The organism is Pseudoalteromonas sp. SR43-7 (assembly GCF_014163785.1).
Classification (GTDB): domain Bacteria; phylum Pseudomonadota; class Gammaproteobacteria; order Enterobacterales; family Alteromonadaceae; genus Pseudoalteromonas; species Pseudoalteromonas distincta.
In genome coordinates, this window is sequence record NZ_JACJDY010000001.1 from 244,061 (window position 1) to 262,050 (window position 17,990).

At 37.7% G+C, this 17,990-nt stretch carries 12 protein-coding genes; 4 read left to right on the top strand and 8 right to left on the bottom strand.

The window, feature by feature from the left end; all coding sequences use genetic code 11:
* Positions 1 to 73 precede the first annotated feature (73 nt).
* Genes H5087_RS01090 through bcsR form a run of 6 tightly spaced genes read right to left on the bottom strand, consistent with a single transcriptional unit; the run spans position 74 to position 10,851 of the window.
* Complete coding sequence (locus H5087_RS01090) at positions 74 to 3,892, bottom strand: cellulose synthase subunit BcsC-related outer membrane protein (protein WP_182670877.1); 3,819 nt, start codon at positions 3,890 to 3,892, stop codon at positions 74 to 76.
* Entirely contained in the window at positions 3,883 to 5,013 is a 1,131-nt protein-coding gene (gene bcsZ / locus H5087_RS01095; RefSeq protein ID WP_182670878.1) for a cellulose synthase complex periplasmic endoglucanase BcsZ, read from the bottom strand. The genes H5087_RS01090 and bcsZ overlap by 10 nt, the downstream gene beginning before the upstream one ends.
* Positions 5,013 to 7,259: a cellulose biosynthesis cyclic di-GMP-binding regulatory protein BcsB gene (gene bcsB, locus H5087_RS01100; RefSeq protein WP_182670879.1), complete on the bottom strand. Its 2,247-nt coding sequence runs from the start codon at positions 7,257 to 7,259 to the stop codon at positions 5,013 to 5,015. The genes bcsZ and bcsB overlap by 1 nt, the downstream gene beginning before the upstream one ends.
* Positions 7,252 to 9,921, bottom strand: coding sequence for a UDP-forming cellulose synthase catalytic subunit (gene bcsA / locus H5087_RS01105; RefSeq protein ID WP_182670880.1), 2,670 nt, complete (start codon positions 9,919 to 9,921; stop codon positions 7,252 to 7,254). The genes bcsB and bcsA overlap by 8 nt, the downstream gene beginning before the upstream one ends.
* A 1-nt stretch (position 9,922) precedes the next feature.
* Entirely contained in the window at positions 9,923 to 10,639 is a 717-nt protein-coding gene (gene bcsQ / locus H5087_RS01110; protein ID WP_182670881.1) for a cellulose biosynthesis protein BcsQ, read from the bottom strand.
* Positions 10,640 to 10,671: 32 nt separating this feature from the next.
* Entirely contained in the window at positions 10,672 to 10,851 is a 180-nt protein-coding gene (gene bcsR, locus H5087_RS01115; RefSeq protein WP_182670882.1) for a BcsR/BcsP family cellulose biosynthesis protein, read from the bottom strand.
* 114 nt (positions 10,852 to 10,965) lie between these two features.
* Between bcsR and bcsE the strand changes: the two genes are divergently transcribed.
* The 3 genes from bcsE to tyrR all read left to right on the top strand — a co-directional run bounded on the left by bcsE (position 10,966) and on the right by tyrR (position 16,083).
* On the top strand, positions 10,966 to 12,588 hold the full coding sequence (gene bcsE / locus H5087_RS01120) for a cellulose biosynthesis protein BcsE (RefSeq protein WP_182670883.1): 1,623 nt from the start codon (positions 10,966 to 10,968) through the stop codon (positions 12,586 to 12,588).
* Positions 12,589 to 12,757: 169 nt separating this feature from the next.
* On the top strand, positions 12,758 to 14,338 hold the full coding sequence (gene bcsG, locus H5087_RS01125) for a cellulose biosynthesis protein BcsG (RefSeq protein WP_182670884.1): 1,581 nt from the start codon (positions 12,758 to 12,760) through the stop codon (positions 14,336 to 14,338).
* Between the two features lie 188 nt (positions 14,339 to 14,526).
* On the top strand, positions 14,527 to 16,083 hold the full coding sequence (gene tyrR, locus H5087_RS01130; protein WP_002958215.1) for a transcriptional regulator TyrR: 1,557 nt from the start codon (positions 14,527 to 14,529) through the stop codon (positions 16,081 to 16,083).
* A 28-nt stretch (positions 16,084 to 16,111) separates the two neighbouring features.
* On the opposite strand, the gene H5087_RS01135 is transcribed toward tyrR, so the two are convergent.
* Positions 16,112 to 16,606: a hypothetical protein gene (locus tag H5087_RS01135; RefSeq protein ID WP_024596632.1), complete on the bottom strand. Its 495-nt coding sequence runs from the start codon at positions 16,604 to 16,606 to the stop codon at positions 16,112 to 16,114.
* Between the two features lie 106 nt (positions 16,607 to 16,712).
* Here H5087_RS01135 and H5087_RS01140 point away from each other — a divergent pair, with 106 nt between their 5' ends.
* Complete coding sequence (locus H5087_RS01140) at positions 16,713 to 17,246, top strand: thioesterase family protein (protein WP_002958217.1); 534 nt, start codon at positions 16,713 to 16,715, stop codon at positions 17,244 to 17,246.
* An 80-nt stretch (positions 17,247 to 17,326) separates the two neighbouring features.
* Here the strand turns inward: H5087_RS01140 and H5087_RS01145 are convergent, their stop codons facing one another.
* Entirely contained in the window at positions 17,327 to 17,980 is a 654-nt protein-coding gene (locus tag H5087_RS01145) for an OmpW family protein (RefSeq protein ID WP_002958218.1), read from the bottom strand.
* Between the last annotated feature and the right edge of the window lie 10 nt (positions 17,981 to 17,990).

Consider the following 17,990-nt stretch of genomic DNA (forward strand, 5'->3'; position numbering starts at 1 on the left):
TTACAATTGGGCACAAGTATACATATACCTTAGTGCTAGGGGAAGTATTCGCGGTGTATCACCTTATGCCAAGTTAAAACTCAGCATAAGGAACAATAGGAGTGCCTGGAAACTCAAGTGTTCCGTACACAGGATTAAAGTAATAACGTATATAAAGCTGACCAAAGTTTGGTTCGTAAAAGTCAGAACGATCGATGGCTAAGTAGCCACCAAAAAACCAATTCGGCGTTATTCTATACTCAAAACTACCTTCAAGATTATATGAAACACCAGAACTTGTTTCACCTTCAAAAACAGGATCAACACCTGTTATTGACTCTCTATCATATGCAGCTATTTGCAAATCGCTATCGTTAGGGAAGAAATCAATAGATTGAGTTTTTGTTTGCGAGTAAGAAATACCTGTTTTTAATCGATAGACAAAATCATCGCCCCAACGCGCGTCATAAGTGAGTGGCACAGATAAGCCTACATAGTTTTGTGGACTGTAATAACCACCATGGCCCCATGTTTCTTCACTTAAATTATACTTGTATGCCCAATGTAATAAGCTAGCGCCTACGGTAAATTCACGCTCTTGATTGCTAATTACACGGTAATAAGTACCGCCCATCATACGGTAGCGTTGGTTGTCTTTTACATTTTGGCCTTTATAAAGGGTAAAGTCGGCGCTTGACCAAAAACCCCATTTTCCACCTAAGTCATGCGATACATTAGCAGTTAGGCCTGTAGAGCGTACGCCACCCCAAACTTCACCTGTATTTACATCTTTTAAGCCTGCATAAGAAAGTACTGAGCTCGTAACTGGGCGTTTTTCAAGTTCTAGGCTATATCCAAAGTCGCCAAAACTGTCTGCGTAATTTACGCCCCACACAAAGTCTTCAATTAAAAAGCCAAGTGGGGTAGTGCCTACATCTACACGCCAGTTTTCGTTTTGCCAACCAATACCTATATCTACACCATTTTCCTCTGGTGTCACTTCATCGACTGAACAAGTGAAAATACATAAAGCACCTTGTCCGTAGCGACTACCAGCGAACTGCTCATCAAAGCGAGTTGTTTGTGCGCTAATAGTAGTCGGGTCTACTTTAATAAACCCTTGGCCTTGCCAAAGCGGAAAGTAAGCTTCAATCGGGACTAAGCCTGCCCCAAGTGTTGCTTCACTTTCGGTACTTGTTTGCCCACTAAAGTTAACACCAATAGCAATGTAGGCTTGGTTTTTATTTTGCTCGTTTATTAGCTCACGTTTAGCACCGTTTACATACCATTCATCGCTTTCATTTATTTTTAAAAGCGCTCCGTAAAGCTCTTTTTCATTCAATGTACGATTAGGTGACAGGGTTTGTGCATACCAAAATTGTGCTTGTTCGGTTTCATTAAACTTACTGGCTACTTGAGCGCCTAAATAACGTAACTCTTGATCGTTTGGTGACTTTTCAATAAGTTGTTTAGCTAAATAAAGTGCATCCCCTGAGTAATTAAACTCATTAAGAGATGACATGATTTGGCGTTGTAAGTAACCATCTTGCGGCGTGGTTTGCGTAATCGCTTTTTGCGTAACTTCTTTTGCTTGAAAGTCGTCTCCAAGTTCTATGTATGCATTAGCAATAGCGAGAAGCGCTTGAGGCTCTATGGTTTGTTTGTTTTGAACTTTTTGTTGATACAAAATAACCGCTGCTTCGCGCTGTTCAAGTGCTAAGTTTGCATTAATAAGGGCAGTTGTTGTTGCTGGAGTATTTTTATATTTTTGATCCAGCTGGTTAAGCTTAGCGATTAAATCACTGCCATTATAATACTCGGTAATATAGCTATTTTGTAGCTGTACATATTGAGTTTTTTCGTTTTCAGTAGCGCTCTCTGGTAACGTGTAATTTTCAAACCATTGCTTCGTTTTATTTTCATCTCCTTGATCTAAAAGCCATTCACCATAAAGTGTATGCCAATAAGGAGAAAGCGAAGGCTCAGCTTTCAGTGCTTTGTTTATAAGTCTTATAGCGTGTTTTTTTTCGTCGATTCGATACCAGCTTCGCGATAACTCAGCCTGCATGGCAGGTGTTAAGCTTTGTGCTTCTAAGTTACTTAAATGATAGATTGCAGTGGCTTTATCTTTAGCGTCAAGGTGGCGCTCACTTTGTGTTAAAGACTCATTAAGTTGCAGCTGTTGTTCAAGCGCAATAATATCTTTATCTCTGGATTTAAATGGAATGTACTGCAATGTTTTAATAGCACCTTGATAATCATCAAGGGATCGTAAAAAAAGCGCGTGGCTATAACGAATTTGAGGATTTAGCGGAAACTGCCACAGCACATTATTAAATAAAGTACGGGCCTCTTCTGTGAGTCCTTTTTGTTGATATATAAAGGCTAAATCGTAATATAACCAAGGCTGCTCAGGCGCTATTTCAATTGCATCTTTTAATACTTTTTCGGCTAGCTCTAAGTCGCCTGACTGCGTTAATGCATCAGCTTTTGCGCGGTACTGACTGCTTAAAGAGACAGAATATGAATCTTTAACTAATTTTTTTTGATTAAACGATAAGCTGTTATAAAAAGAAGTTAAGGCTTGTTCATTTTGTTCTAATTCAGCTATTTCAAGCAGACCAATTAAAGCGCTCCTATTAAGTGGATCACTTTTTAAAACAATTTGATATGTAAGAGCAGCTTGTGAATATTGCCCTTGAGCAAATTGTAATAAACCTTTGTTATATATTACTGTATTAGTTTCTTGCCCTAAGGTAGCGGCTAAATCTAGCTTAAGTTTAGCAGTTTTAAACTCTTTATTATTAATAGCATTTTTAGCTTCGCGAATATAAAGCCAAAGCTTAGCTGTTTTTGCCAATTCTTGCAGTGTTTCACGCTCGGCGAACTCAGCTGTAAATTTTTGCGCACGAGTAAAATATTGATACGACTTTTGGTTTTCACCAAGACGTAAATAGAGTGTGCCAAGGCTTCGCATTATAGCGCCGTCTTGCGGACGACCTCTTAAGGCTTTTAAAAGCAGAGGCTCTGCGGCGGCAAGTTTATTTTTCTCAAGTAATCTATCGCCCCTAACCCAAAGCTGATAGGCAGGATCGGCAAGCAGTGTTTGGCGTTTTTTATAATCTTTTAGAAAATCTTGATATTGTAATTCGCCCTTACTACTAAAAGGGTAAAGCGTGAAATAGCGTTGATACTGCTTAACTGTATCATCTGTTAAGGGCATTTCTAGCAAAGCACTAAGCCAAATATATTCTACTTCATTAATAAAAGTAGGGCCTGCGCCATATTTACTTAAAATATCAATCGCTTTTTTATCTGTCAGATTACGCCTAAGTAAGTGGCGTGCATAAGCGACTTCTATTTGCGCGATACTTGGGTAGTATTGAGCTAATTTTTCATAGCCTTTTTTAACGCTTTCCCATTGGCCGCTGTCTTGCCCATACCAACTTAAATGCTCAAGCTCGTAATCTAATGTAGGGTAAACGTTTTTAAAAATATTATTATAGATTTCGCGAGCTTGTTTATAACGACCCGCACGAGCCAGTAATTTAGCTTCTTGAATTGAAGATTTATCTTTACCTTCAGTACGAGAAAGTACTTTTAGTTTTTCAACGCACGGGGTTTGTTTGGTAAGCCCATTATCTATTTTATTTAATAACTGGTTGGCTTTCGCAGATTCGCCATTGGCAAAATCATAACGCGCTACTGCGCACTGTGTTTCTATCCGGGCAGGGGCAATGGCGACTAGCTTTCGTAAGCTATCTTCAACTAGTTTTTTATTTTGCTGTGCTTCACCAATACTTATTTGGCTTAATAACCAATCAACAGATTGCGTATCAATATCGTTGGCTGTGTTAGCGCTCAATCCAGAGCTAAGCGCTAATGTGCAAGCGAGGGCAAACCTTAACGGCATTCAGTGCTCCATACCGGTTGTAGCGTCCCATCTGCAGTAATTGAAAAACGCTTATTTAAAGCACTTGTACCAAACAAGTTAAGCACGCTGTCGTAATAACGAGTCTGGGTAAATGATTTATCAATCATTAGTTTTTGCTGAATCGCCATTACCGTAGAGTTATCGTTATTAGTCGCCAGTAAAGGTAACAAAGCTGAATTAAAGCCTAAAGGGCCTCTTTTTTCAGATTTTCCAGATTTAGCAAAGGTATTTAAAGGCACGTAACCACGTTTATTAATTGTTTCTATAAAAGGGTTGAATTGCGCTAATAGCTCTTTTTTATAAGGTGCGTTGTCTGCCATCATACTTGCCCATAAATACACTCTAATAGCGTTATAACTGCCCAAGTCGCTCGTTTTTTTATCGTAGTAAAAGCCATTATTCGCATCAAACATTACCCAGTCAGGGCTAACACCTTGCTTTGCTGTATCTAAAATTAGCTTTGCTGAGCCTTCGTGTAATTGATGCCAAGGCGAGTGTGGGTAGAGCTTTTTAAACTGCTGGTAAATAAATAATGGTGAGTAGCTCGGGTTTAACTTAAAACGTTTATTATCAAATTCAAAACCTGTAGGAGCGGGTAGTAATGATAAACCTAGGCCCGAGATATAAGCGGTTTCTTCACGCATTATTCGCTGTGCAAGTACAGCTGCTAATATGCTGTAGCGGCGCTCATCCCAAAGAATAGCAGCTTGCGATAAGCTGTATGCTATCCATAAGTCTGAATCAGACGCAGGGTTTGAATCTAAAATTCCGCCAACATTTTGATTATTAACACCCCATTGCCATGCCGGTAAACGAGTGCTTAAATCACCTTCTGATAAATGTTCTTGCGTCCAATCAAGCACTAAGTCAAACATTGCTTTGTCATTTGCTACAACAGCAAAAAATAAGGCATAAGATTGGCCTTCAGAGGTTGTGACTTTTTGCTCACTCCCCAAATCAATAACGCGACCATCTTGGCTTATAAAGTTACTTTTAAACGTTTGCCATGCATCCCATGGTTGGCATTGCTCTATTTGTGCATTGGCATTAAAGGTAAATAATGCAATCACGGTAAAAAATACATTAATGAGTGACTTCATTACTTATCTCCTTCAGCTAATCGCTTGTATGTTAATGCTTGCAGTAATCGCCATATTATAAATGAGATCAACAGTAGTGTTAAAATAGACAATAGTGCCAGTACAAATGGGTGATCCGATAAATGGAACCAAATTAGGGTATGCACAGGAATGTGACCAACAAAATATTGCTCATCAGTTTTAATTGTTTTAATGCCTTGAGAATTTATGACCGCAGCACTGCCTTTAATTTGCGCAAGAGCTTCTGAACTCATTAACGCATCATCAAGTAGAGTAAAGGCTTTTTGTGATGTTGCACTAAGCGATACAATTGAACGCTCTGAATCAAACGGTGATTGAAAGCCAGTAATAACGGCCATATCACCACTACTTTTTATACTTACTTGGACTTTATCTGTTGTCTGCTCATCGTAAGCACCATTGTATATGGCTTGTTTTATAGCGCGCTGATTATTATCAAGCAGGATATTGGTTTGCGCATCTTCATCTAAGTTATTAGCAATGCTATTAGGTTTTGCGATTACTAAGATGTCTTTATCATCTAAGTTGGCATCTTCGTTTAAATGAGCAACACTTATTCTATGAGCGGGGTAGCCTGTAATAGCACCAAAGTGGCCTGTTAAATTAAACAATACAGATAGTGCTTTAGGTGATGGAACTTCATCTATCAATACTAAAGTTTGTTGTAAGTCTGCGTATTTTGTAAATGGGAATCCGCTGTTTGCAAATACATTTAAATCAGGTAAAGCCATGTAATGATCAAACCCACTTACATCAATGTTAGAGTTTCCATCAATTACCCCGTACTCGCCACCAGGTGGAGCAACGGCACATTCGCCTTTTTTAAGTACTGCAAATCTAAAGTCAAAATTTAACTCATTTCGGCTGGCAAGATTAATACCGTCTAATGAAAAGTCTTCAGCGCTTTGCGTTGTGTCTGTATTAGCAATTAAAGGCAGCAACGTTTTTGCGGTAGTTAACGATGTGTCTTTTTTATCAAGTAAAAAACCACTTATAAATTCTTGGTTTATTAGCATGTTCAAACGTGAATTTAATGTTTCGCTCTCTGGGGTATTACGGTATTGCAAAGTAATAGGAATCCCTTTTTCACGCCAAGTAAATAAATCCGGTGCAAAACGAACATTTAATTTTATAGGGCCGTTGTTAAGACCCTCAGCTTGTAACTGAGTCGGGTAGTCAATAAGCTCGTCAAAGTGCACGGGACGATCGTTTCTGAGCCATCTCGGCGCATCATAAGCTTTACGCAGTGGGAGTTTGTTAATTGCTTCGATGCTTGCACTTCGGCCAGTCATAATTTTATGACCAAATACAAGACCAGTGACCGCTGTTTTTAAGTCTTTTTCGTCACGCCCCAAAATTAACAGCATTTTATTGTATCTGTGAATAGGGCTAGAAATTAGCTCGACGGTTGGCTTTTCAACATCTGGATAATCTTTTAAAAAATCAGGTTTTGAGTCATTAGTAATAAACACCACACTATGCTGCTCTGGTGCTTTATTTAAAACTACGGGAAAGTTAGCGCCACGCCAGTCAGCTTGTGCGCCAAACCAACTAGATAAAGTGGCTGCAGCTTCTATTGCTTGTGTATTAGGTGTGCTTGCAAATACAAAAGGTAAGTTTAATTTGTTGTAATCTTTAGCATCAAAAAATGGTTCTGGTAAATATTCAAGGCGGCTATCAATTGCTAACTGTTTTTGATCAAGCGTGATGTGGCTTGATTTGTTTATTTCAGTCCAAATTGAGCGGCTAAAGTAATCTTGGCATCGTAAGTCGTAGTAGCCAACTAGTTCAAAGCGAATTTGGTTGTAGTCTTGAATGTATTTAGCATTTAGGTCTAGGCTATGACTTACCGTATTTTTTACAATACTTAATTGCTCATTAATAGGTAAAACAGTAACTAAGTTATCGTTAAAATAAACTTTTAAATGCGATACATTAGCCAGCAATGAAGGTGAGTTGGTGTACGAAAAGTTAAGCTTTAGATTAGTGCTTAATTTATCAATTCTATTTGTGAAATCGACTCGAGAATTATTATTCACGCCGTCGAGTTTATAGTCGTTGAACCCTAACTTTTCAAAGCTAAGACGTAAACTAGAAACCTGAGCGCTCTCAGGGTAGCCATTTACAAACATATTTTTGTCGTGCATAGGCTCGATAGCGAGCACTTGATATGCGCTACTAATAAGTAACAATGTTAGAAATGTATTAAGTAACTTTTTAATCATAATTATTATGCACTATCGGTTTTTTTGGAGTAAATGAATTTATGTAAATGACAGTATTAGTCATAAACTTAATTATAGGTTGTAACGCTCTTGGGGCATGAAACAATAAATTACTAAAGCCCCGTAAACTGGTTTTTTGTACTTCTTTGAAGCTATACGATGGACGGTCATGTCTAAAGTTATTTTGCCAATCTAGCCAAGCATCTGCTCTGGAGAAAGTACATTGTATAAAAGCTCTTTGCTTTTCGAGAGATAAATCTTTAAGTGTAAGGCCAATTTGTTTTTTACGGGTATTACATACATACGTTGTAAACGAAAATTGCTTGTTCCCGCGACTCATTAATAATTCAATTTTATCGTTAACGCGGCATAAATGTGCGTGTTCAGTCTCTATACCTACACCGTTATCTGAATAATCCGTTATTTTTACTTTCAAAGTATGACCATTTGCTAAACGAACGCCGGCAGGAAAGTTTGCCTTTATACGATGCGAGTGCCTCACTTGACGAGCTTCAGCTGCAACAGCAACCGCAGCACCTAAAATTATAATATTATAAAATGCCCAACCCATACTTATTATAAGTACGCCAATCTGGCTTGGGTCACCTAAAAATAGACGTAATACACCCACTAATATACCAAGTAAATTAATAAGTAAGAGAATTAAATACGGTTTAGAAATACCCCAATCGTAATGCTCTTTATCATTTAAACCACCTTTTTCGGTTACGTTAAACTTACCCTTATTAGGATTAAATAAAGCAACGGTGGTTGGTTTTAATATGTACCAAGCAAGTACTGACTCATACACTTCACCCCAAAAGGAGTAACGGTATTTACCTTGAATACGTGAGTTAGTCGCTTTTATTTGAATTAATGTCGGCACTACATAAATAAAAATAGCTAAAAATGGGGCATAAATTATGTATGCATTAAAATATATTAGCGCTAAAGGGGCTGTTAAAAATACAATACGAGGAATACCCGATAAAAAGTGCAGCATTGCGTTTATGTAGCATAATCGTTGAGGAATGCTTAAACCCTTACCCATTAATGGATTATCAAGTCTAAATATCTGCGCCATACCACGCGCCCAGCGAATGCGTTGACCTATATGCGCTGACAGGCTATCGGTTGCAAGACCTGCTGCCTGTGGAATATTTATATAAGCAGTTTTATAACCAGCGCGCTGCATACGAAGTGCCGTGTGAGCATCCTCCGTTACTGTTTCAAATGCAAAACCGCCAATATCATCAAGCGCAGCTCGTTTTAATACGGCGCAAGAGCCACAAAAGAAGGTCGCATCCCACATGTCGTTTCCGTCTTGAATAAGCCCATAAAACAACATGTTTTCGTTAGGAATTTGACTATGGTTGTTAAGGTTGCGCTCAAACGGATCTGCAGAGAAAAAGTGATGCGGTGTTTGCACTAAACACACTTTACTATCTTTTAAAAACTGTCCCATCGTCATTTGCAAAAATGAGCGAGCAGGGACATGGTCACAATCAAAAATTGCGATATATTCGCCATCGGTATAACGCATAGCGCTATTCATATTGCCGGCTTTAGCATGATTGTTATCCGAACGAGCTAAATAGCCCACTCCAATTTCCTCTGCAAATTCCTTAAACTCTGGGCGCTTACCATCATCTAATATATAAACATTTAGTTTATCTGCAGGCCAATCGATACTTAAAGCAGCCAGAGTAGTGGGCCTTACAACGCTTAATGGCTCATTATAAGTTGGAATATATACATCTACTGTTGGCCATAAGTCAGTGTTTTTTGGTAAAGGCACTGGTTTTCGCTCAAGCGGGTTAATTGTTTGGAAAAAACCTAAAATCAGTACAAGCCAGGCATACGTTTCAGCAAGTAATAAGCCACCACCTAGTGCAAGTGCAAGTGGATCATCCCAATTTAAAGTCTCAGTGTAACGCCACCACAAGTAACGAGAAGACGTAGTTACTGACAGAGTAATCATGACAATGGTTGCCATTTGGCCTTTTACTCGTTTAAGCGCATACGCAACTAGCAAAATAAAGCTTATAAAAACGGCTTGAGCTTCCAAGCTAAAAGGAATTGTAATAAATATTGCTAATAAAAATAGAATAAACGCGATAATAACGTATTTGACTAGTTTATTTTGCCATACACGCGCATCCGCCATGGTTTTAAACGCACTTTTTTTAGGGCCTTTTTTGTTTTTTGATAGTAAGCGCTTTAACAATCTACCTAGCTTTAAATCAAACCAACGTAATTGCCTTAAAAGGTAGCTAACACCATCATAAAAATAATTAACAGCATCATCTTTTACAGAACTAGATTTAAGCTGGTTTTTAAAAAACACTAAAAAAACACTTTGTATAATAAAGCGTAATATATTTGAGTAAATGTAGGTTCGGTAAGGCAACCTTAAATGAGGGTAGTAGTCATAAAGGGTATATTCAAAGCTGATTTTGTGCTTTTTAATATTTATAAACAGTGAGCTTAAAAGCGTAATAAAAGGCATTAAAAAAGCTTCAATAACATTTACTTTATGTTGATTAAAGTAGCTATGAAACTTAAATAAAATGTACCGGACTAACTTATCAGTAAATAAAATGCTCAGCAGCAAGTATAAAGTGCTGTGAATAGGGCGCTGATAAAATAATGTAATGCTCATTTTATAAGGTCGCTTTACTAACTAGCCAACCAGCTAGTGTTTCAAAGTCATCGTTTGCGACACTATATGGCGCACAATTAAGCGCTACATTTCTGTATGCGGTTGACTCTTTAATAACTTCGTCACTGTTGATAAAAAACGGAGCCATAAGGGGGAGCGTAGATTGCCAAAGAGAAAACAAGTCAAATTCTAGCGAAGATGCAGAATTATAGCGGTTAACTAAAAAGTAATGCTTCCAATCAGTATCTGAATTTTTGAGTGTTTGTAGGCGTCTATAAATTAAGCTGTGACAAATAGCGTCGCAATTAACCAGTTCAATTACAATATCGTTTTTCTCTAACGGATAGTGGGGAAGGTTAATATGTGCAGGGCAGTCAAAAATTATCCACGCTTCTTGGCTATAATTTAGGTTTTTGCATCTATTTACCATTTTAGTGATGTTATCGATGCTAGTATCAGTGCTGTCACCATATGGTAAAAATATAATGCCATCGTCATCTTGATGAAAATGCACAAGTGCATCTTCAAAGCTCGCTTCATTACTCCAGCCTTTGGTATACTTCCATGGCAAGCCAAAATGTAAACCTAGGTCACTTTTTGCATCTAGATCGATTGCAATAACGTCAACATCAGACTTTTTTAGCACGCACGCTAAATTTGCAACCACAGAGGTAGTGCCTAAACCGCCTTTGATACCTTTAACGAAAACTCTTTGCAACGGATGTTTTACCTATCTTTAATTGAACTAACTTATATGTTTAGTTCGTTGTTTATTTCTTTAAGTAATGCGTACTTATTAATTGTATTATTATTTTGCTGCTTGTTTACAATTTCTATGTAGTCATCACTCTTTCCACCAAAACGTAGTGCAAGGTTTTCTATGTCACTTGATGTTAACGTTTGTGAGTTTTTAGGCGTCAAGTTATTCATTCTTCCCTTTACAGTTACTTTAATTATTTTGATTAAAAGTGGACAATATTTGGCTATTATATATAGAATAACGGTTAAAACTAGTAAAAAAGTATTTTTTATAGGGCGTTTTAAGTGCATAACTTTAACATAACGGGATTAGAGCCTGCTGCAAAAGAGTTAAAATCGGCTTCAAGTTATGCTGTTTTAGCCCCTTTAGACAATTTTGTAATCGAATTGGCGTTACATTCAATTAACCAAAGCTTGGTTAATGATATATATATAGTTTCCCAAGAGGTTGAATCATTTTTTGATTCTTCTTTTTCTGCATCGTTAAATTATGCTTATAAGCATAATAGAGTACACCCTTTTTCGTTGGCCTCAGAAACACAGAATCATTCTATAGAGAAAATTAATTCAGGTATTATAAAAGAAATAAGTGCTTATAAACGCCTAAACAAAGCGCTTATTTTTGTTCATTTTAATACAGCACAGTTAAGCAGTACTGACGAGAAAAGCTTAGAGCTGATGATGAGGCAGTACAACGATTTTGTTCGTAGTACGGGGGCTACATTATTATTTTTAATTTCGGGACCTGATATTGCAAATTATCGCTTTTTATTTAGACGATTAAACAATGTATTTGATGGGCTGGTATTTGTTGATAACGACTCTGCGGTTCGAGTACTTGAATATGATTATTGGCGTCACAGTAGGGGGGTTATTGCTGGTGAACATTACCAATTATTATTAAGTGGTAATCAGTTTGTTCTTCAAACTGGAACGCCAAGCGAAAGTAAAACACTTAAACACTCAGACTTTTCCGATGAAGACGATGTTTGGCTCGTGCAAAGTGCTGTGCCCGAAGGTACTAAGTTACCGATGCACTATAAAAGTGTAAAAGATAATAATGATTTATTTAATAAAGGCCCAAAAGTAGAAGCAGCTACGCTAATTTTTGCAGTTACGCGTTACACCGACTTGGCGCTATTAGGTAAGCAGTGCTTTGAACTTAGAAAAAACTGCGGACGATGGTTAAAGCTTGTTATTCAAAATGTTGATGGTGTTATTCGCCATCAAGATGAGTGCTTATTTTTAACCTTGGGTGTAAATCTGATTTTGTATAGCTTTTCAGAGCCTTCGCGTTTGCTTTCACAAGTGCAATCTATTCAAGGTTTTAAGTTTTCAAGGCCTTTACCTTCCTCAGTTGAGGATGTTTTAAAATACACTGAAAATACCTTTTCGAAAGGATATTTACCTTTCATCGAGTTTACGAAACAAGTAGAAATTCATAGTGACTCAGCCGTTAATTTAGGTGTTAGTGGTGTGCTAGTGAAACTTGAGCTACTACCAAGAATTGACCCTATTCATCCTTTGCATTTATTTCATATTAAGCGCGAAGGTGATGTATTTAGCATTGCAGATAATACAGTTTATTTATATTTGCATGCTTGTAGAGAAAATGACGTTGATAATGCAATTAAGCATTTGTTTAAATTAAAAACGAGTGATTTTTTTGTACAGCAAAATATAATTTCTGACCACTTTTACATTCAACAAGAATGTAAACAGTTAAGGCGATTTTATAAAAGTAAGAGTGTTGTAGATTTCTCGCAAAAACTTGCTGAGAATGATAGCTATAAATTTGCACCTGATATAGCAAATAGTGTTACTGAAAATATTAACACCCCAGAATTTTCTAGTAAAAGCCGCCCAGATGCTAAGCCTTTTATAATGAAACTAAGAGATAACTTATGAGTATGAATCAGCTTTTAATTACCGTGTTTCTTGCAATGGTGCTTGGCGCGGTGCTTTGTATGCTAGGCAAATACATTTTATCTCAAATAACAAAATATTATTATAAGCTTACTTTTAAACATGAAGTACTAGAGCCTTATACACCAAATACAGTAAAAAAGGATAAGCAGTGAAATTATCAGGTTTAGGGGTTTGGAACCTTTATTTTTTAGTTAAGTTTGCTCTGTTTTATTACGGTGCAATTGATTTTAACGTACTAACTAATGCCGCTTTTGCTGCATTGCTTGCGATTAAATTTAAACAGCCATTAATAGAGAAGGCAAAACATATACTAGGTGCTGTGTTTGCTTTGGTATTACTTTATCAAGACTCATGGTTGCCACCAATAAACAGGTTGACTAAACAAGCAGGTAACGTTCAAGATTTTAGTTTTGGTTACTTTATCGAGCTATTAACCCGAGTTATTAGCGTTGATATGTTGTTGGCTTTGTTCGTAATTAGTGTGTGTTTTTGGTATACATCGCAATGGATACGCTTTACAACCGTGACTATTGTTGGGCTGTTAGTTGTAGGGTGGCAAGGAGATAACTCACAATCACAATTCGTTAATAATGTGGCTAACCCTGAACCGGTTACTCAAAATCAAAGTAATTCTCAAACGCAAGTGATCACTCAGGCAGCGCAATCTCCTGATCAAAAATTAGCTGATTTTTACCAACAACAAAGCTTACTAATGAGCCACTTTCCAAACCAAGTGAATGGTGAGCTGTTTGATGTAATTATTTTGAACATATGCTCAATGGCTGTTGCTGATTTAAATGCTATTGGTGTAAGTGTTACTGATATGTATAAAGACTTTGATGTGGTGTTTTCAGACTTTAACTCGGCTACGTCATACAGTGGACCCGCTGCGGTAAGACTGCTGCGCGCTAGTTGTGGGCAAACGAGTCAAACAGCATTATTTAAAGAGGCACCTGAACAATGTCACTTGTTTAAAAACCTAGAGAAACTAGGTTATCAAAACAATGTTGTGATGAATCACGACGGACATTTTGATGAGTTTAAAGGTTTAATAAATAAGTACGGTGGCCTAGATAGTACGCCATTTAATATCGATTCAATGCCAGTGGCGCTACGAGGTTTTGATAATAGTCCTATTTACTCAGATGAAGCTGTGCTGGATGGTTGGTTAGAGCAAGCTGATGATTGTAAGCCGTGTGCGATGTACTACAACACCACAAGTTTACATGATGGTAATCAGCTAGAGAATCAACCAAGGGTTAATAGTAAAGAGACATACCCAATCAGACATAAAAACTTGTTTGCTGATATTAACCAATTTGTAAAAAAATTAGAAAAACGCGGTCGCAACGTTATGTTAATGATAGTGCCTGAACACGGCGCTAATTTAAAAGGTGACAAAGTACAGTTTGCAGGTTTACGTGAAATCCCAAGCCCAGCGATTGTGTCGGTACCTGTAGCAATTAAATTTATAGGCCCAGACGTACAAAACTACTCGCAAATTGTGGTTGATGATTCAACAAGTTACTTTGCGCTTTCAGAGCTGGTAAGTAAGGCGCTGCAAACTGATGTATTTGGTGGGAATAATAGTGTTGCTAATTTGCTTGAAAACCTACCTACAGCACCTAAGGTTGCTGAAAACGAAGGCACAATAATGATGTATGTTAACCAAAGACCATTTATACAATTAGATGGTGGTGATTGGTCTGCTTACCCACAAGGTAAGTAGTCACATAATAAGATTTAACAAATAGCACTGGTATAGTTAAATATCAGTGCTGTTTCTCTTCGTTTAATTACACTTCAACTTATCGCTTTCGCAGTCTGTTTCGTCCAAAAATGTTTACAATAAGCTACCTTCTCAAAGCGACTTAGCGTATTATTCAGCTAATATAGTTTTTCCTTCTTTGAGGATGTATGCGTCTAGATATTCACTGTGCTGATCGAATTGGTATTGCTCAAGAAATCCTTAATATATTAGTTAACTACAGCGTTGATCTAAAAGGAATTGAAGTTGATTCTGTAAATTGTCGTATGTACGTTAGTTTTCCCGAAATAGAATTTGAACAATTTCAAAAAATTATGCCATCGATACGTTTAATCGACGGCGTACATGACGTGCGTACCACTGCGTTTTTACCATCAGAGCGTGAACACAACGAATTAAATACTTTGCTACGCGCATTGCCTGATGGCGTTATCTCTATTGATGCTAAAGGTTGGGTACGCTTATGCAACGATGCAGCATGTAAGGACTTACAGTTAATTGAAAAAGAAGTTATTGGTGCAAATATTAATAACTTACTTAAAGGCTTTAACTTTACACGTTGGCTAGAAGGTAAAGAAGTGCTCGGGCAAACCACACGTGTTGAAGTGGCGGGTGAGGATTTTATTGCAGACATTTTACCAATTGCAGTCCCTCAAGGTAGTGAAGGTGACGTGCTTGCGGGTGCGGTTATTAACATTAAATCGCAAAGCCGCTTAGGGCAGCAGGTCAGTGCATTTAGACGCTACGGTCAAGAAAGCTTTGCTACTATTCATAACTTTAGTACGGCAATGCGCCGAGTTGTGCGCGAAGCACGCAAAATGGCGCAACTAGAAGCACCTATTTTGATTACTGGTGAAACTGGTACAGGTAAAGAGTTATTAGCTAGGGCGTGCCATTACGCATCTAATCGCTCTGTTAAGCCTTTTATTGCGCTATCGTGTGCTTCACTTCCTGATGATGTTGCTGAGTCTGAATTATTTGGTTATGCCGGGTACGAAGAAAACGCAGCGCCAAAGCGTGGTGTATTAGAGCAAGCTGATGGTGGAACTGTATTTTTAGATGAAGTTGGCGAAATGTCGACTCAACTACAAACTAAGTTACTACGTTTTTTACAAGATGGTACGTTTAGAAAAGTAGGCGATGAGAACGAAGTTAAAGTAAATGTACGTATTGTTGCCGCTACTCAAAAAGACTTACCTGCAATGGTACAAGAAGGGGTTTTTAGAGAAGACTTATATTACCGTATAAACGTGCTTACTTTAGAAATAGCGCCACTAAGAGATAGAAAAGCAGATGTAGGACCACTTGCAGAGCATTTTATTCAAAAATATGCGCAACAAAATGGTCATGCAATTCCTGTTTTATCACAAGAATGTTTAAGCTTTTTACAAGAGTATCCGTGGCCTGGAAATGTGCGTCAGCTGGAAAATGCAATTTACCGTGCAGTGTCATTACTAGATGATAGCGAGCTTCGCGTAGAGCATTTACAGTTACCAACTTTTACCCATGATTTAGGGTATTTAGAGTCTGATTTTGAAGGCTCACTAGATCAAGCTGTTAAACGTTTTGAAGCGACTTTACTTCGCAAACTCTACCCTGCTTACCCAAGCTCACGTCAGTTAGCTAAGCGATTGGGTCTAAGTCACACCGCGGTAGCTAATAAATTACGTGATTACGGAATTAATCGAAAAACAGTAAAAGTGTAATTGACATAAAGAAATTAAAATATGGGGACTAATTTTTAGTGCCCATATTTTTTGTTACCCCATCAATTGCAATCGTCTCAATACCTTCTTCGTTAAAGTTCATTACGATACTGGCGTTATTACGAGTGAAAAAATAGCTACGGCCATTTAGCTCAATAACATAGTCACCTTTCACCGGATCGCTAAACTGCTGCTTTTTTAGAGTGACTGTATGTTCGCCAATTTGCCATTCAAACTCCTCAATAAACCCATTATTAAATTCTTGAACCCATACTTGGCTGTCATCTTTTGAAAGCGTGATGGCGACAGAATAAGAGCTAGGAATTTGCTCCATATTGTAACTTTTAGATCCAATAGTGAATTTCTCAGCTTTTTGCTGCCATTCAAAACCAAATTTAAATTCTTTAACTACACCGGTAGGGTAAGTTACTGAGCCTTTACCTGGTAACGAGAAATCGGCAAAAGCATTGTAGCTAGGGACTAATAGGGCCAGTGCAGCGATAATTTTTAGTTTTGATTTCATTAGCTATCTTTTTTATTGTAATAATGATTTAAGATTAAAGTAGAATATTCGTCTTCGCAAGGGGCTATGCTACACTCGAATAAATTTAACTGGTAAGACCTTTTTTGTGAACTTATATATTCGACTTTTATTATTATTTTTCAAAATTAAACGCAATAAGCAATATCAAAATCTACTTGATACAGTAGATATTGATTACAAAGCTTTGCCGACTGATTGTGATATTAATCTACATTTAACGAACTCACGCTATCTTGCGATGATGGATTTATCTCGCACGTGGATGACGGAGCGCGTTGGCTTACTAAAACAAATAATGAAGCGTCGTTGGTTTCCGATTGTTAACGCAACTGCTATTACTTATATCCGCGATATTAAACCTATGCAGCGATATACAATAAGTACTAAGTTAGTTGGCTGGGATCATAAATACTTTTATATTGAGCAAAAGTTTCACTCAGAGCGAGGCTTACATGCTATTGCTTATGTACGCGGTGTATTTAAAAGTAAAAAGGGTATTATAAGTATTGAAGAAATGCTTGAAGTTGCTGGTTTTGATGGGCAAACACCTATATTGCCAAGTGAAGTAATGCACTGGAAAGAAATGTTAGAGCAGAAAAAGTTAAGTAACCTGCCCTAATCTCTACAAATGAAAAAAAGGCCTTTCGGCCTTTTAACACACATTGTAATTGGGTAACTAGGTACTGCTTTATATTTGCTTTAAAAGCTGTACCTAACACCAAACATAGCCACAACAGGGTCAAGCTCAACAGTTGATGTAAGCGCTTTTGCACCATTAGCATAAACAGTGGCATCGGTATCAATATCCATAATTGATACCATGGCGTGTAGACCCCAGTTTGCATCAATTTTATAGTTAGCGCCTACCTGAGCCATAAAGCCAAACGAATCATCTAACTTTACTTCTACATCGTCTGTTCCTAGTGTTGCTTTAAGTGCTTGAGAGGGTTGCTCATCAAAAAATGCAGTGTAGTTTATGCCTACGCCTATAAAAGGTCTTAGCGCATAGCTTGTATCTAAAAAGTGGTATTGTGCAACCAATGACGGTGGAAGTTGTTTTATATCTGCAATTTTGTTGCCTGCTAAGCCGCCTGCGCCATTTACATCGTGTGAAAACGGTGTTGCTGCTATCAGCTCTAACACCCATTGATCGTTAAATGCATAATCTACGGTGATACCTAGTTGAGTATCTGAATCACCTTTAAGGCCTAGCGTAGGTGCTTCATTAATCGCTGAGCTACTGTTATCAGGGTTTACGTTAATGGCGCCAACATTTACACTAAAGTTAGCGTGTGCAGCTGGAGAGAGTGCTAATAAAGAGGTTAATAATGCGATGCTAATTTGAGTTTTCATGTTGTTCTCC

What these genes read in the sequence shown, in the direction of transcription:
- H5087_RS01090 (WP_182670877.1), bottom strand. Translation starts at nt 3,892, where the DNA reads ATGCCGTTAAGGTTTGCCCTCGCTTGCACATTAGCGCTTAGCTCTGGA.
- bcsZ (WP_182670878.1), bottom strand. Translation starts at nt 5,013, where the DNA reads ATGAAGTCACTCATTAATGTATTTTTTACCGTGATTGCATTATTTACC.
- bcsB (WP_182670879.1), bottom strand. Translation starts at nt 7,259, where the DNA reads ATGATTAAAAAGTTACTTAATACATTTCTAACATTGTTACTTATTAGT.
- bcsA (WP_182670880.1), bottom strand. Translation starts at nt 9,921, where the DNA reads ATGAGCATTACATTATTTTATCAGCGCCCTATTCACAGCACTTTATAC.
- bcsR (WP_182670882.1), bottom strand. Translation starts at nt 10,851, where the DNA reads ATGAATAACTTGACGCCTAAAAACTCACAAACGTTAACATCAAGTGAC.
- tyrR (WP_002958215.1), top strand. Translation starts at nt 14,527, where the DNA reads ATGCGTCTAGATATTCACTGTGCTGATCGAATTGGTATTGCTCAAGAA.
- H5087_RS01135 (WP_024596632.1), bottom strand. Translation starts at nt 16,606, where the DNA reads ATGAAATCAAAACTAAAAATTATCGCTGCACTGGCCCTATTAGTCCCT.
- H5087_RS01145 (WP_002958218.1), bottom strand. Translation starts at nt 17,980, where the DNA reads ATGAAAACTCAAATTAGCATCGCATTATTAACCTCTTTATTAGCACTC.